This is a genomic window from Pollutimonas rozaliensis, assembly GCF_048751585.1.
Taxonomy (GTDB): Bacteria; Pseudomonadota; Gammaproteobacteria; order Burkholderiales; family Burkholderiaceae_B.
In genome coordinates this window covers 81,895-97,104 of sequence record NZ_JAZHOB010000010.1, presented here as the reverse complement: position 1 = coordinate 97,104, position 15,210 = coordinate 81,895, and the positions used below count along the sequence as shown (strand labels likewise).

The window sequence follows — 15,210 nt, the reverse complement described above, 5'->3', positions numbered from 1 at the left end:
TCTCCTCATTGGTGTAGCTGAATGAAATTCTGTGGCCGCTGGGCTGTGTTATTCCAGTCCGTGCAGGCGGTCGTGGGCATTGATCACGTGATGATCGAGCAGCTCGGCGCAATAATTGGCATGAGCAAGGGTCTTGGAGTCGTAAAGCGCCTTGACGATCTGCTTGTGCTCGGTGTTGGAGCGTTCGCGATACGCTGCCGTGGAAAGGTTTTTCAAGCGCGATAGATGCAGCTTTTGTATGACTTCGCGGTAGGCCTTGGCAATTTCCTTGTTGCCGGCATATTCAATGAACAGCCAATGGAAACGCAGGTTTTCACGGTAATACGCTTGCGAATTCTGAGCTTCGTTCGCGGCGTCCATGGCTGCGGTGCTGGCCTCCAGGTCGGCAACCAATTCATGGCGGCGATCGGTCGGCAACTGCGACGCGATGCGCCCGGCATGGCTGTCCAGCAGAGCCCGGAAATCGTACAGGTCGCGCACCTCGGTGTCGCTCAGTTCGCGAACATACACGCCGGAGTGCTTGCGCGAGACCACCAGGCCGGAACTTTCCAGTTCGCGCAAGGCTTCCCGAACCGGAACGCGCGAGACCTTCAATTGATCGACGAGATCCGATTCCCTTAAGGCTTGGCCCGGCACGAAAACACCCGCCAGGATTTGGCTGAGCAGTTGATCGCGCACCAGTTTGCCCAATGACGTGTTTTTTATTTCGGCGAATTCGCTTTCGCCGACTTCATTGAAAAGCCATTCCATAATGCCTCCCTCAATTTTCGTAGAATTGTATACGATTATACGAAAACCGTGCAAATATAAAAAAGCGGCCAGGCCTGGAAGCCCGCCGCTTTTCCCCGCTGGCCATGCGTCGGCGCAAGCCGACGCGCTACGGCTTAATGACCTGACGAAGGATCGATTTTCTCGGCGGAATGGAAGATGGAGTGGTCTTCTTTTCCGGTAACCGTCAGGATGCCCGACAAGCCCTTCTCCATCCGCGACAAAGCATGGTCGACAAGAACATAGTTGCCCGGAACGTCGACTTTGAACTCGACCATGGTGGCGCCGCCTGGAGGGACCAGCGTCGTCTGCACGTCCGTCAGGGGCGGACTGGTGAAGGACGCCAGGTTGTAGACCTTGTCGAACACTTCACCGATGACATGGAAACTGGAGGTCAGGTTGGGGCCGCCCACGCCAAAGAAGATGCGTACGGTTTCGCCGACCGTGGCTTGCAGCTTGTACTTATCGGTCAGTGCGTTCATGGTGCCGTTGAACATCATGTGTTCGGGATTCTCGTCCAGCAGTTTTTCCAGCGAAAATTCCTGCAAGCCCTGGGCGCCGTGCTTCTGGGCGGTATAGAGTTCGCCTTGCATGACATAGAACTCGCGATCGACCTTGGACAGGCCGCCTTCGGGCTCGACCAGGATCATGCCGTACATGCCGTTGGTAATATGCTGAGCCACCATGGGCGTTGCGCAGTGGTACACGTACAGGCCGGGATGCAGCGCCTTGAAGGTGAAGCTCTTGGTCTGCCCCGGCGCAACCTGGGTAACCGCCGCGCCGCCGCCGGGACCCGTCACGGCATGGAAGTCCACCGAGTGGATATGCGATGCGTCCTTGGCGTTGGAAAGATTGACCTTCACTGTATCGCCGACCCGCACTCGAATGAAGGGGCCAGGCACTTTATTGTTGAAAGTCCAATATTTGTAGGTGCTGCCGCTGGCAAGCTGGCCGACGACTTCGGTCGTTTCAAGGTCCACCGTCAGCGTCTGGGGGCCGCGCTTGCCCACCGGCTTGCCGACCGCGGTGGGATCCTGGGCAATATCCAGCGCATCGCTTTCGGCCGCTTTCTGCGGCTCGCCAACGATCAGCTTGCCGAACATGCCGGCCGCCTTGTGGCCCGGCAGAGTACACAGGTATTCGAAGGTGCCGTCCTTGTTGGCGCGGAACACAATCGCCGTGGCGGAGCCTTTGCCCGTGATGTGATCGGACTTGGCGCCGAATTCAGGCACCGCAATATCGTGGATGGCGCCATCGCCATTGATGACGTTGATCTGCACAACCGCATCCGAAGGCACTTGCAGGTCGGGATTGACCTTGCCCGAGATGGCGCCCGCGTCGCCAACGAACACCAGCTTGCCATCGGCAATATTGGTGCGCAGCGTAAAGGTGATATCGGGCGTATAGGTGACCGTGCCCTGGCCCGGAGCCTCATGGGCCGCGAACGATGGCCCTCCTATCCCCAGCGAAAAGGCTAGAGCAAAAAACATTAACACCGCTTTCATTGATACCCCCATTTTCGGACGGACCGCCTGGCGTCCCGTCACCGTATCGGACCGCTTGTGAAGCACCGCGGCCACGTTTAAAAACTTTGTCGCTTCCATGACAACTGAGCTTACAATTTGCCCTGATTCTGAATGGCCGTCTTTGATTCACATCAAATATTGACGCTTTCACACCGCCTACAACTCCTTACCGCGCTCCGCTCATGTCCTTTTCCGATTCGTCCTTGAAAGAACTTACCCTGCGCGGCGTCGTATTGGGTGCGATCATCACCTTGATCTTCACCGCGTCGAATGTATACCTGGGCCTTAAGGTGGGCCTGACATTTGCCTCGTCCATACCGGCCGCGGTGATATCCATGGCCTTGCTGCGCGCCTTCGCCGATTCCAATATCCTGGAAAACAATATCGTACAGACCCAGGCCTCCGCCGCGGGGACCTTGTCATCGATCATCTTTGTGTTGCCCGCCCTGCTCATGCTGGGCTACTGGCAGGGCTTCCCCATGCTGCAGACCGCCATGATCTGCGCCTGCGGCGGCATACTCGGCGTCGTGTTCACCGTGCCGCTGCGCCACGCCCTGGTCGTGAAAAGCGACCTGCCCTACCCCGAGGGCGTTGCCGCCGCTGAAATACTGCGCGCCGGGAACCCGCAAGACGAGGATAAGGCGCAACAAGCTCGCGGCGGCAACGGCCTTGGGCATATTCTTGCCGGCACCGCCATTGCGGGCGGCTTCAGTTTGCTGACCAACGGCTTCAAGCTCGCCGCCGACAGCGCCAGCTATTGGTTTACCGCCGGACGCGCGATATTCCAGATCCCCATGGGCTTCTCATTCGCCCTGGTTGGCGCGGGTTATCTGGTGGGAATCGTGGGCGGCCTGGCCATGCTGTTCGGCGTCTTCCTGTCCTGGGGCGTGGCCGTGCCCTGGCTGACCGCCGCCGCGCCGATGCCGGACGGCGCATCCGTGGCCTCGTACGCCACCGAAGTCTGGGTTTCCAAGGTCAGGCTGATCGGCGCGGGCATGATCGCCATCGCCGCCTTGTGGACTCTGATCACGCTGATCAAGCCCATGTACGAAGGAATGAAAATATCGCTCTCCGTGCTTAAAGGCGGATCGGGCGCCGCCGCCAGCCTTGCCCGCACCGACACCGACCTTTCACCCAAAACCCTGCTTCGCATTACCTTGCTGATGCTCGTCCTTTTGGCCGCCACCTTCTATTCCTTCATATCCGAGGCGGGCCTGCCGGCCGGAATGGCCTGGACGCTGGTGCTGGTGGGCACATTGCTGGCCTTTCTGTTCGGCTTCCTGGTAGCCGCGGCCTGCGGCTATATGGCCGGCCTGGTCGGCTCGTCGGCCAGCCCAATCTCGGGCATCGCCATTATTTCCATCCTGGCGGTATCGCTGATCTTCATCGCCATAGGCCAATCGCAAGGTATGCTGGGCGACCCCGGCAGCGTCAAGTTCTTCACCGCGCTGGCCATTTTCTGCACCTCGGTCGTCATCGCCGTGGCCGCCATTTCAAACGATAATCTGCAAGACCTGAAAACAGGCTGGCTGGTCCATGCCACGCCCTGGAAGCAGCAGGCCGCGCTGATCATCGGCTGCGTGGTCGGCGCCATGGCGATCCCGCCGGTGCTGGAACTGTTGTACAACGCCTACGGGTTTCTGGGCGCCCTGCCGCGCGCCGACATGGATGCCTCGCAAGCCCTGGCAGCGCCGCAAGCCACCCTGATGATCACCATCGCGACCGGCCTGTTTGCGCACACGCTGGACTGGACCTACATTCTTATCGGCATCGGCTCGGGCATCGCCGTCATCGTCATCGACATCGTGCTGGGGCGCTGCACCAGGCACTGCCGCCTGCCTTCGCTTGCCGTCGCGATGGGCTTGTACCTTCCGCCCTCCATTGTCGTCGCCCTGTTCGTGGGGGCCCTGATCTCATGGTACGTAAGGCGCCGCATTACAGTCCAGGCAATCGCGGCGAAAACAGACGCCGCCCCAAGGCTGGAGCATGCCGAACGCAGCGGCACTCTGTTCGCATCCGGCCTTATCGTCGGGGAAAGCCTGGTAGGGGTCGTGCTGGCCATGATTATCGTGGTCTCGGTGGGCTCGGGCGGCAGCGACACCCCGCTTGCGCTGGCGGGCCCGGGCTTTGCCGACGCGGCCACGCTGATCGGACTTGCCGGCTTTATCGGCATGTGCGTGCTGTTTGCGCGACGCGCGCTGAAGCGCGATTGATTGACACGGCGGCCCGTCCCGCAACACCACAGGATAACCACGCAAGACATGAGTACCAGCACCATCGGACCCGCACAGAAAGCCGCAAGCGCCAGGGACACGGCCAGATTGAATCTGTCGGTATTGCTGCTCCTTCTGGGCATGGTTGCGCTTTGGACGATACTTTGCGGCATCAGCCACCGCGCGCCCGACCTGGATGGGATGGAAGAGCTGGTCTGGGCGTCCAGCCTTGAGCTGGGCTACTACAAGCATCCTCCGGTGCCCTCGTGGTTCATGCATGTGCTTACCCAGATAATCGGCCGCCCGGTGTGGCTGACGTTTTTCGCGGGCCAGCTTTTTTCGGCCCTGGCCCTGTGGTTTGTCTGGTTGCTGGGGCGGGAATTCACCACGCCCCGCAAGGCGCTGATAGCCATGCTGATCGTATCGACCAGCATTTATTTCTCCTTGCGCGGAACCATATACAACCACAACACCGTGCAGCTTTGGTCGATTGCCGCCGCGACCTGGCTGTTCTACCGCGCCTTGCGGTATCAAGGTGCAAGCAATTGGCTATGGCTGGGCGCGGTATGCGCCATCGCCACCATGACCAAGTACAGCGCGGTCATACAGTTCACCGCCTTCCTGTGCTTCATGCTGCGGCAAGGCAGTTTCAAGGATCCGCGCAACCTGAAGGGACTGGCCTGGGCGCTGGCCGCCTTCGTGGTCGTGATCTCGCCCCATGTCTATTGGCTGGCCATCCATTCATTCCAGCCTTTGCGCTATGCCGACAGCTCGCTGGATACCAGCGGCTACCTGGACGCCTTCAAGCACATCCTGGATTTCACCCTGGACCAGTTGGCCCGGCTTAGCCCCATGCTGGCGGTGTGGCTGGCCTGGGCGTGGTGGAACCGCAGGACCGCTCCACGCGCCGTCTATGCCGTTGACGCGCAGGTGGAGCGTAAAAAATACTATGCATCCGAACTGTCCGCCTGGGACAGGTCCTTCCTGCTCTGGGTCGGCTTGACGCCTTTTGTCTCGACGGTGCTGATTTCGGCTCTGCTGGGCACCCGCCTGGTGGCCTCATGGGGCACCACGTTCTTCATCCTTTTCGGCTTCTATGCGCTATGGCGGATTTCCGGCGATGAGCGCACTGCCCTGCGCCGTATCGCCATCGTGGTCGTCGCCATACATATACTGATGGCTGTCGGCTACGCCATCGGGCGCGGACCGCTGGCCTGGTACTCGGGCCGCGATACCCGCTCAATGTTTCCCGGCGCCATCATTTCACAGCAAATGGATGCAATCTGGCGACAGCATGTGCCTGAGATTCCATTGACGCTGATCGCATCGGATACGTGGCTTGGCGGCAATATCGCCATTCATCGCGGGCCTGACGCCCAGGTCTTCATCAATGGACGCTACGAGGAATCCCCCTGGCTCGATCCCGCCACGGCGCTGGACTGCGGAGTCCTGCTGGTCTACAGCCGGCGTACTCGCGACGAACCCGATGCACAATTGCTGCGCCTGTTCGAACTCGCGCGCTGGCAAGGCATGATCGACACGCCCTGGTCCTCGGAGAAAAGCCCGATGATCGATCTGAACTGGGGCATCATCCCGCCCACGGAAAAATGTTCCCGCCCATGAGCCGGCCGGTCGTAGCCGGGACGCATCACCCGCGCTGGGCCTAGGTCTCGGGCAGCATGCGTTCGCCCAGGAAATCCAGGAACGCGCGGACCGCCGGGACCATCCCGCGGCGCGAACCGAACACGGCATGAATGATGCCTGGCTGGGGCGCCCAGCCAGGCAATACCGGCACCAGCCTGCCATCGGCGATTTCATCGCGGCACATATAGTCCGGCAGGACGCCCAGGCCTATGCCGCCCTCGATGGCGAACTTCAGAGCCAGCAGGTCGTCAACCAGAAAACGCGGCTTATGCGTGACCGTGTATTGCGCTCCATTGGGGCCGAACAATTTCCAGAACGCCCGGCCGTCGCTGGCCGACATCGCCACCGAATCCAGCAGCGTCAGGTCGCTTGGCAATTGCGGCGCCCCCTGCCGCTCCAGCTGCGCCGGACTGGCCACCAGCACGCCCAGCGACTGGCCCAGCTGCTTGACGACCAGGCTGCCGCTGTCGGCCAGCGATCCGCGTACGCGCAAGGCCACGTCCACTCCTTCTTCGACCAGATCGACCACGCGATTGCTGGCCTGCATATGCACCTGGACCTGCGGATGGCGCTCCTGGAAGTCCGGAAGCATGGGGCCTATTACGGTCTGCACCAGCGTAACGGGGCAGACGACGCGGATGATGCCGCGCGGCTCGGTCTGGACTTGCGCCACCGCGGCGGCGGCGGCCTCGGCTTCTTCACGCAGGGCGACGCAATGCCGGTAATACAGCTCGCCCACGGTGGTCAGCGAAAGCTTGCGCGTCGTACGTTGCAGCAGCCGCACGCCCAGTTCATCCTCGAGCCGCGCGACGCGGCGCGACAGGCGCGATTTGGGCAGGCCCAGCGCACGCCCCGCGGCGGCGAAACTGCCCTGGCCGACGACTTCGGCGAAGTAGAGCATATCGTTCAGGTCCTGCATGCCGGCGCCTTTGAATTGATTTTAAAAATAGGACAATCTATCGCAATTTTCCTAGCTTATCAACAATTAAGCACCAATGCATAATCACTCCATTCCCAGAACCTTTTCCAAGAACCCGGAGTATTTATGAAATTGCTGCACGTCGACTCAAGCATCAACGGCTCGAATTCCGTTTCGCGCAAACTGACCAAAGACACCGTCGCTCAATGGCTGAACGACAATCCCGACACCCAGGTCGATTACCTGGACCTGGCCGAGGAGACCCCCAGCCACTTTTCGCGCGATGCGATGGGTTTTCGCCTGCCGCCCTCGAACGAAACGCTGACTGAAGCGCAGCGCCGCGAAAACGCACTGTCTGAAGCGCTGGTCTCGCAGTTCATGGCCGCCGACGTCATCGTCGTCGGGGCGCCCTTGTACAACTTTTCGATTCCCTCTCAGCTCAAATCCTGGATCGATCGCCTGGCCCAGGCCGGACGCACCTTCAAGTACACCGAAAACGGGCCTGTCGGCCTGGCCGCCGGAAAAACCGTCATTGCGGCACTGAGCCGTGGCGGCGTCTACTCCAGCAGCGAAGCGGGACGCGCCATGGAGCATCAGGAAACCTATTTGAAGACCGTATTCGGCTTTTTCGGCATCACCGATATTCGGATCGTGCGCGCCGAAGGCACCGATCTTGGCGCCGATAGCCGCGCACAAGCTTTCCAGACCGCGGACGAATGCATCAAGACGCTGGCCTCCCGATCCTTCAACCCCGAAACGGCTCAGGCCGCCTGACAGGCGCGCTACAATCGGGCCTGCCGTCCGACCTCGCGTCCATCCTGGAGCGGGGCCGGATATCTGTTATACGCCAGGCCTATTGTGAACCCTCTTTCGTTCTCCACGCTGCCCCTTCCGCGCGCCGTCCTCGACAACCTGGACACCCTGGGCTACCAGTCCATGACGCCTGTCCAGGCCCAAGCCCTGCCGCAGGTGCTGGACGGACGCGATCTGATTGTGCAGGCCAAGACCGGAAGCGGCAAAACCGCCGCCTTCGGCCTGGGCATCGTCCATCGCCTGGATCCCGCGCTGTTTGCCATCCAGGCATTGGTGCTGTGCCCCACACGCGAACTGGCGGAGCAAGTGGCCAAGGAGCTGCGCCGGCTCGCCCGGGCGTTGGGCAACATCAAGGTCATTACCCTATGCGGCGGATCGCCCATCCGGCCTCAGGTTGAATCGCTGAAGTTCGGCGCGCATATCGTGGTCGGCACACCCGGCAGGCTGATGGATCACATCGAGCGCAATACCGTCGACCTGACCGCCGTCCATACCCTGGTGCTGGACGAAGCCGACCGCATGCTCGACATGGGCTTCTTTGATGATGTGGCGAAAATCGTCAAGGCATGTCCCGCCAAGCGGCAGACCCTGCTGTTTTCCGCAACCTATGCGGATGATATCCGCAAGGCCAGCGCCCGGTTCCTGAACAGGCCCGCCGAGATCAAGCTGGAATCGGTGCATGACGCCAGCCAGATCGAACAGCGCTTCTACGAGATCGACGCGGATCGCCGCCATGCGCTGACGGCTCAATTGCTGGAGCACTTCCGTCCCGAATCGACCTTGGCCTTCTGCAATACCAAGGCGCAATGCCGCGAGCTGTCTGAATACCTGGATGCCCGGGGATTCAGCGCCTTGGCGCTGCACGGCGACCTGGAGCAGCGCGAACGCGAAGATGTGCTCGTACAGTTCGCCAACCGCAGCTGCTCGGTGCTGGTCGCAACGGATGTGGCGGCCCGCGGTCTGGACATCGACGGATTGGACGCCGTGATCAACGTTGAAATCACGCCGGACCCCGAGGTGCATATTCATCGCATCGGACGCACCGGGCGCGGGGAAAAGAAAGGGCTTGCGCTAAGCCTGTGCGCGCCGCACGAGATGCGCTGGGCCAACCAGATCGAGCAATACCAGGGCCAGCCCATTACCTGGGCCAATCCCAAGGCCCTCAAGCCCGCGCCCGAAGGCCGCTTGCGCGCCCCCATGGTTACGCTTTGCATACAGGGCGGGAAAAAAGACAAGCTGCGCCCGGGGGACATCCTGGGCGCGCTGACCAAAGACGCCGGCTTCGCCGGCGATCAGATCGGCAAGATCAATATTCTGGAATTCGTCAGTTTCGTGGCGCTGGAGCGCTCCATCGCGAAACAGGCCTTTGCCCGCTTGAGCGCCGGCAACATCAAGGGCCGACGCTTCAAGATGCGCTTCATGGCCGAGGTCTGACTTCACAGCGAAGGCGGTAAACGCCCAGGCTGCTAAGGCTGGCCTTTTTCCCTAGATGCGCTCTTTCAGCCAATGGCCCAGCTTGGCGGCCTTGGTGCTCAGGTAGCTTTCATTGAAGGGATTGCGATTCACCTGCAGGGGAATGCGCTCGGCCACCTGGATGCCCAGTTTCTGCATTGCATCCACTTTGCGCGGATTGTTGGTCATCAACTTAAGGGAAGCGATGCCGAAGCGGTCGAGCATGGGCTTGCAGAGGTCGTAGCGGCGCATATCGGCGGGAAAACCCAGTTGCTCGTTGGCCTCGACGGTGTCCGCGCCCTCGTCCTGCAGCTTATAAGCCCGTATCTTGTTGACCAGTCCGATACCGCGCCCTTCCTGACGCAAATACAACAAGGCCCCGCGCCCTTCGGCGGCGATGGTCTGCATGGCGGTCTGCAATTGCGCGCCGCAATCGCAACGCTGGCTGAACAGGCCATCGCCCGTCAAGCACTCGGAGTGAACCCGCGCCAGCACCGGCGCACCGTCCGCCACATCGCCCAGCGTAAGCATGATGTGCTCTTTGGCGGTCGCCGGATCGACGAACACATGAATGGAAAACGTTGCCCACGGAGTGGGAAGCTTGCTGGACGTAATGTAGTCAAGCTGGTAATTGCCCGGCCGAACGGCATGGGCGCCGGTGGGGTCGATTTCGGACACGTCCGATTCAGCGCCATCGATAGGCCGCATAAAATAACCTCTAGACATGAAAGTACCGGAGGTTAACATTGATCCCTCCTGCGTCCGCAGCCGATCGTACACGCTGCGCATAGTACCAATATGATACCTCTGCGCAGAACCTGGCAGTAGCCGCAATAAATGGCTTTCAGTGTTGCAGCAGGCGAAGCAATCCATCGATCGGGAAAACCGCCCACACTGCGCGGGCCCTTGCCCGGCGACAAAAAGGGCGGCCGAAGCCGCCCCCTTCATTGCCGCCGCGGGTCCCTAAACCTTGACCCCCAGGTACTTCTGGATAACGGACGTGTCTTCATGCAACTGGGTGGGCGTGCCCTCGAAGACCATGTGGCCGTTATTGAGCAGGTAGCAGCGATCGGCCAGCGACAGGGCCGCGTGCACGTTCTGCTCGACGATGATGATGGTGTTTCCGCTTTCAGCCAGATTGCGGCACACCTGGATCAGATCGCGCACAATAAGCGGGGCCAGGCCTTCAAAGGGCTCGTCCAGCATGATGAGATTGGCATTGCGTATCATCGCCCGCGCGATGGCCAGCATTTGCTGCTCACCGCCCGAAAGTTGCTTGCCGCGATTGCGCTTGCGCTCGGCCAGACGCGGGAACGTTTCGTAGATCTCGTCCAGCGTCCGCGATTTCTCGGCGGTCATGGCGGCCAACTGCAGATTTTCCTGCACGGTTATCTGCCCGAAGATGCGCCGCTCTTCAGGCACCAGTTGGATTCCCCGTTTGGCGAGCTCGTACGGCGGAAGATTCTGCACCTCGGTCCCGTTGTGGCGGATGATGCCGCTTTTCGGCTGCACCATGCCCATCAAGGACTTCAGCGTAGTGCTCTTGCCGGCGCCATTACGGCCCAGCAAGGCCACCACTTCGTTTTCTTCCACGCGCATAGACACGTCGAACAGGATATGGGAATCCCCGTAGTAGCTATTGATGTTTTCGACCTCAAGCAGACTCATGCTCGTCCATCCCTCCGAGATATGCTGCCTGGACTGCCGGATTCACCCGAATTTCGTCGGGGGTGCCTTCCGCCAGTTTGCGGCCTTCATAAAGTACGGTGATTCGTTCGGCCAGCTCGAACATGGCGTCCATGTCGTGCTCGACGATGACCATGCTGCGGCCCTTGCGAATCGATTTAAGTAACGCCACGACGTGCACGCGTTCCTCTGGCCCCAGGCCGGCAAGCGGCTCGTCGAACAGCAGCACGTTGGCGCCGGTGGCCAAGGCCAGGCCGATTTCCAGGCGGCGTTTTTCGCCGTAGGAAAGCTCGGACACCAGCGTATCGGCCTGATGCGTCAGCGCCACCAACTCGATGGCCGCATTGACCTGCTCATCCAGAACCTTGGAGTGATGCAGGCCGCGCAGCAAGTCGATGCGGAATTTGCCTCGGCTTCGAGCCAGCACGGGGATCATTGCGTTCTGCCTGACCGTGAGCCCTTCGAACAACTGGTTGATCTGGTAGCTCTTGCTCATGCCCAGTTGGCAAACCGCCGTGACGCCAATGCCTGTGATTTCCTGACCGCGGAAGAACACCTGCCCTTTCGTGGTGGCAAGTTCGCCCGCCAGCATGGCGAAGAAGGTCGACTTCCCGGCGCCGTTAGGGCCGATGACGCCGCGCATCTCACCTTCCGACAGGGAAAACGTGACATCGCTGACAGCGGTCAAGCCGCCATACTGCTTGGTGATGCCGCGCGCTTCCAGCACCGGCGCGCCGGGGCGGCCGCCAGAAATGGGCGCCACGATATCCAGCTGCGCCATGGCTTCCACATTCGCTTCGGGATCGACGACCTTGGTCGTCTTGCGGCGGCGCTTCATGTAGTCGAGCACCCCGCCCGCAACGCCATGGCGGAACACCGTGACCAGCACCACGAACACAATGCCAAGTATCAGCTTCCAGTATGCGCCGATATTGGACAATTGCTGCAGCCCTTCATACAGGTACAGCCAGATGGTCGCGCCGAACAGAGGACCCAGCAAGGTGCCGGCGCCGCCCATGACGGTCTGTATGACCAACTGCGCCGACGTGTCGAGCGAGAAGGCGTCGGGCGGCATGTACGACTGGAACACGCCCAGCAAGCCACCCGCCAGGCCGCCGTAGGCCGCCGCGATCACGAACACGGTCAGCTTGTAGCCCTGTATGGCATGGCCCAGCGCCATGGCCCGCTTGGGATTGCCGCGTATGGCCTTGAGCACGGCGCCAAAGGGCGAGCGCACGATGCGGCGGGCGATCAGGTAGCCGATGAAGAAGAAGATGGCCACGAACCAGTACATCGGCCAACCGCTGGAAATATTGATGGTCGTGAAACCCAGCGCTATTTCCGGAGGCGGCACGCCGGCGATGCCGTTCTCACCGCCCGTGTACTCCTTGAACAGGGAGTTTTCCAGGAAGTAGAACATCTCGCCGAAGGCCAGGGTGCTCATTGCGAAATAAATGCCCGTTCGCCGCAAGGTCAGGTAGCCGATGGCCAGGCCGGCCAAGGCGGCGACGATCACCCCCACCAGCAGGGCCCCCAGCATATGAGGGACGATGCCCGAGGTCAGCAGATAAGCCGCCACGAAACCGCCGGTGCCATAAAACGCCGACTGCCCGAAGGACAGCAAGCCGGTGTAGCCGAACAGCAGGTCGAAACCCAGGCCGAACAGGCCCCAGATCAGGATGCGCGTCAACAGGTCGGCGCTCATGCCCAGATGGGGCAGGACGAAGGGCGCGGCCAGCAAACAGATGCCCACCACGATCTCGCCCATTTGCCGGCGCGCGAATGTTTGATTATGCGTGCTCATTCGCGACCCTCCTGTCCCATCAAGCCTTGAGGCCGGAAGATAAGGACCAGGGCCATGACGACAAACAGCATGACGTGAGAATATGCAGGATTGAACATAGAGGTAAGACTAAGAATTTCACCCGCGATGATGCCGCCGATGATGGCGCCAGGGAATGAACCCACGCCGCCGATCACGACCACGACAAAGGAGTCGACCAGTATCCGGTGGCCCATGTCCGGCGACAGGGTGACGATCGGGGAATCGATGACGCCGGCATAACCCGCCGCCATGGCCCCGATGCCGAATACCAGCAGGAAGGTCCGCTTGACGTTGATGCCCAATACATTGACCATCTGCGCGTCTTCAATGCCCGCGCGCACGATCAAGCCCAGGCTGGTGCGATAAAGAACGTAATACAGCACGGCCAGCGTACCGGCCGCTATGGCCAGCGCCTGCAGGCGATACAGCGGGTAGATCAGCGACCCTATATGGGCCACCCCCTGTCCCCACTCGGGGGTCGGCACCGACAGGCTGATGCCGCCGTAGATGGACCGTACAAGCTCCACCAGGATGATGCCTATTCCGAACGTGACCAGAATCTGGTCCTCGGGCGGTCGGCCGTAATACATCCGCATCAGGCCGCGCTCGACGATAAGCCCCACAAACAATGCAACCAGGGCGCCCGCAATAATGGCAATGACGAACGAATCCGTCATGCCATACGCGGTAAAGCCAGCATAGGACCCGACGACAAACAGGGCCCCATGCGCAAAGTTAACAACGCCGAGCGTGCCGTAGATAATGGTCAAGCCTGTACTGATAAGTGCCAGCAACAGGCCTGTAGCAAGCCCGTTGAATAGCTGCGATAAGAACAACGACATGCTCGGCATTCAAGCTCCTCCTTTCGTTTATATGCCCGTCAACACGTTCGATGAACTTAGACGTAGGCTCCCAGCTTGCAGCCGAGTACGCCCAGTTCAGGCAATGCGGACTTGCCATCGACCACTTCGACGATATCGAAATAATCGTCGGGGTTCTTCATGTCGGAAGGCTTTTTGCCGCGCACGATGGGGAAGTTGATCACGCCCTGGTGGTCGCCCGCCCGGAACGTGACATCGCCCACCGGGCCCTGGCGAACTTCGCCGGCTTCATAGGCCTTGATGACATCGGGCGGGTAGAAGGAACCGGCACGCTCGCATGCATCGGCCCACAAGGCGGTTTGCAGATAGGCGATATACGCCGAATCACGCGGCTTGGCCTTGAATTTTTTCTCGAAGGCGGCGACGAAATCCTTGGCGATCGGGTATTTGTCTTCCAGGGTCCACCAGAAACCGGTGGCGCCGTGCACGCCTTCCATGATCTCGGCTCCGATTTCCTTTTCCAGGAACGCCGACATGTACGGCACCACGATCTTCATTTTTTCAAGCAGGCCGAATTGCTTGGCTTGCTTGATGGAGTTCGCGGCGTCGGCGCCGTAAGCGATGACGACCAGCGTGTCGGCCCCGCTATTGGCGATGTTGATCAGGAAGGAACTGTAGTCCTTGGCGCCCAGGGGGTGAATCTGCGCACCCACCGTCTTCCAGCCCTGTTTCTCGGTGAATTCCTTCATCGAGTCGTAGGTGGTGTGGCCGTACGTATAGTCGGGTACCAGGTAGATAGCCTTGCGATCCTTGCCCAATGCCTTGGCCAGCACCGGCGCAATGGCCTTGCAAGCCGGATAGGCAAAGTAGCAAAGGCGGAATCCATAGCGCTGGCAATCAACGCCGGTGGTTTCGTTGGAACCGCTGATGGCGGGCAGATAGATGGTGCGTTCACGGTCGCAGACTTTCTGCAATGCAATCGCCACAGCGCTGCTGGTGCTGCCCGAAATCATCATTGCCTTGTTGTCGTGAATGAAGCGGCTGGCTGCCTGAACGGCGGTATTGGGCTTGGTTTCCGCATCGGCCACGCCGAACTTCACGGTTTTGCCCAGCACGCCTTTCTTGGTCAGCGGCGAAATCTTCTTCATTTCAGCTGCGCCCGCATTCAACTGCTCAACCGCCAGCTCGTACCCTTTCTGCTGATCGGCGCCTTGTGCCGAATACGGGCCGGTGATATCAAGAGTCAGGCCGATAAAGACCGAATCGCCCTCGACGCCTTTCGGATAGTTGCCGATCGGCTTCTTTTCCTCGGCCGCCATGGCCGCTCCGGGAAGCAGCATGCTTCCCGCCGCGCCAGCGACGCCCATCTTGAGCATGGACCGGCGGTCAATGCCTGTTGCGCCACTCTTGCCTGATTTGTTGTCATCCATCCTGAATCTCCTTTGTGAATTGCAAAAAAACTGCTTGATGTGCCTCGTACCGGTCTGCGCCGGCTTGGAAGCTTCAAAACGACTACGCGACTTCGTGATTCCCCCAAAAATGT

General features: G+C 60.5%; 12 protein-coding genes. 4 read left to right on the top strand and 8 right to left on the bottom strand.

The genetic code is table 11. From position 1 onward, the window contains the following. Positions 1-48: 48 nt before the first annotated feature. Positions 49-750, bottom strand: coding sequence for a GntR family transcriptional regulator (locus V0R37_RS18635; protein WP_420375968.1), 702 nt, complete (start codon positions 748-750; stop codon positions 49-51). 134 nt (positions 751-884) lie between these two features. Further along, on the bottom strand, positions 885-2,258 hold the full coding sequence (nirK, locus tag V0R37_RS18630) for a copper-containing nitrite reductase (RefSeq protein WP_420375967.1): 1,374 nt from the start codon (positions 2,256-2,258) through the stop codon (positions 885-887). A 218-nt stretch (positions 2,259-2,476) separates the two neighbouring features. Here nirK and V0R37_RS18625 point away from each other — a divergent pair, with 218 nt between their 5' ends. Together V0R37_RS18625 and V0R37_RS18620 are read left to right on the top strand one after the other, a co-directional pair. Continuing rightward, entirely contained in the window at positions 2,477-4,507 is a 2,031-nt protein-coding gene (locus tag V0R37_RS18625; RefSeq protein WP_420375966.1) for an OPT family oligopeptide transporter, read from the top strand. Positions 4,508-4,555: 48 nt separating this feature from the next. Further along, a complete protein-coding gene (locus V0R37_RS18620; protein WP_420375965.1) occupies positions 4,556-6,130 on the top strand; it encodes a glycosyltransferase family 39 protein in 1,575 nt (524 codons plus the stop codon). Positions 6,131-6,170: 40 nt separating this feature from the next. Here the strand turns inward: V0R37_RS18620 and V0R37_RS18615 are convergent, their stop codons facing one another. Beyond that, on the bottom strand, positions 6,171-7,070 hold the full coding sequence (locus V0R37_RS18615; protein WP_420375964.1) for a LysR substrate-binding domain-containing protein: 900 nt from the start codon (positions 7,068-7,070) through the stop codon (positions 6,171-6,173). Positions 7,071-7,196: 126 nt separating this feature from the next. Here V0R37_RS18615 and V0R37_RS18610 point away from each other — a divergent pair, with 126 nt between their 5' ends. Continuing rightward, positions 7,197-7,844, top strand: coding sequence for an FMN-dependent NADH-azoreductase (locus V0R37_RS18610; RefSeq protein WP_420375963.1), 648 nt, complete (start codon positions 7,197-7,199; stop codon positions 7,842-7,844). 84 nt (positions 7,845-7,928) lie between these two features. Next, positions 7,929-9,317, top strand: coding sequence for an ATP-dependent RNA helicase DbpA (dbpA, locus tag V0R37_RS18605; RefSeq protein WP_420375962.1), 1,389 nt, complete (start codon positions 7,929-7,931; stop codon positions 9,315-9,317). A gap of 51 nt (positions 9,318-9,368) precedes the next feature. On the opposite strand, the gene ribA is transcribed toward dbpA, so the two are convergent. From ribA to V0R37_RS18580, 5 genes are all read right to left on the bottom strand, one after another. Continuing rightward, positions 9,369-10,043, bottom strand: a complete 675-nt coding sequence (gene ribA / locus V0R37_RS18600; RefSeq protein ID WP_420375961.1) for a GTP cyclohydrolase II — start codon at positions 10,041-10,043, stop codon at positions 9,369-9,371. Positions 10,044-10,298: 255 nt separating this feature from the next. Next, positions 10,299-11,003: an ABC transporter ATP-binding protein gene (locus V0R37_RS18595; RefSeq protein WP_420375960.1), complete on the bottom strand. Its 705-nt coding sequence runs from the start codon at positions 11,001-11,003 to the stop codon at positions 10,299-10,301. After that, complete coding sequence (locus tag V0R37_RS18590; RefSeq protein ID WP_420375959.1) at positions 10,990-12,825, bottom strand: branched-chain amino acid ABC transporter ATP-binding protein/permease; 1,836 nt, start codon at positions 12,823-12,825, stop codon at positions 10,990-10,992. The genes V0R37_RS18595 and V0R37_RS18590 overlap by 14 nt, the downstream gene beginning before the upstream one ends. Beyond that, positions 12,822-13,688 (bottom strand): branched-chain amino acid ABC transporter permease, encoded by an 867-nt coding sequence (locus V0R37_RS18585; protein WP_420375958.1) that lies wholly within the window; start codon positions 13,686-13,688, stop codon positions 12,822-12,824. Before V0R37_RS18585 ends, V0R37_RS18590 begins: the two co-directional genes overlap by 4 nt. A gap of 56 nt (positions 13,689-13,744) precedes the next feature. Continuing rightward, the gene (locus V0R37_RS18580; protein WP_420375957.1) at positions 13,745-15,097 is read right to left on the bottom strand and encodes a substrate-binding protein; all 1,353 of its coding nucleotides are present in this window, start codon (positions 15,095-15,097) and stop codon (positions 13,745-13,747) included. Positions 15,098-15,210 lie beyond the last annotated feature (113 nt).

What these genes read in the sequence shown, in the direction of transcription:
- V0R37_RS18635 (WP_420375968.1), bottom strand. Translation starts at nt 750, where the DNA reads ATGGAATGGCTTTTCAATGAAGTCGGCGAAAGCGAATTCGCCGAAATA.
- nirK (WP_420375967.1), bottom strand. Translation starts at nt 2,258, where the DNA reads ATGTTTTTTGCTCTAGCCTTTTCGCTGGGGATAGGAGGGCCATCGTTC.
- V0R37_RS18625 (WP_420375966.1), top strand. Translation starts at nt 2,477, where the DNA reads ATGTCCTTTTCCGATTCGTCCTTGAAAGAACTTACCCTGCGCGGCGTC.
- V0R37_RS18620 (WP_420375965.1), top strand. Translation starts at nt 4,556, where the DNA reads ATGAGTACCAGCACCATCGGACCCGCACAGAAAGCCGCAAGCGCCAGG.
- V0R37_RS18615 (WP_420375964.1), bottom strand. Translation starts at nt 7,070, where the DNA reads ATGCAGGACCTGAACGATATGCTCTACTTCGCCGAAGTCGTCGGCCAG.
- V0R37_RS18610 (WP_420375963.1), top strand. Translation starts at nt 7,197, where the DNA reads ATGAAATTGCTGCACGTCGACTCAAGCATCAACGGCTCGAATTCCGTT.
- ribA (WP_420375961.1), bottom strand. Translation starts at nt 10,043, where the DNA reads ATGCGGCCTATCGATGGCGCTGAATCGGACGTGTCCGAAATCGACCCC.
- V0R37_RS18595 (WP_420375960.1), bottom strand. Translation starts at nt 11,003, where the DNA reads ATGAGTCTGCTTGAGGTCGAAAACATCAATAGCTACTACGGGGATTCC.
- V0R37_RS18590 (WP_420375959.1), bottom strand. Translation starts at nt 12,825, where the DNA reads ATGAGCACGCATAATCAAACATTCGCGCGCCGGCAAATGGGCGAGATC.
- V0R37_RS18585 (WP_420375958.1), bottom strand. Translation starts at nt 13,688, where the DNA reads ATGTCGTTGTTCTTATCGCAGCTATTCAACGGGCTTGCTACAGGCCTG.
- V0R37_RS18580 (WP_420375957.1), bottom strand. Translation starts at nt 15,097, where the DNA reads ATGGATGACAACAAATCAGGCAAGAGTGGCGCAACAGGCATTGACCGC.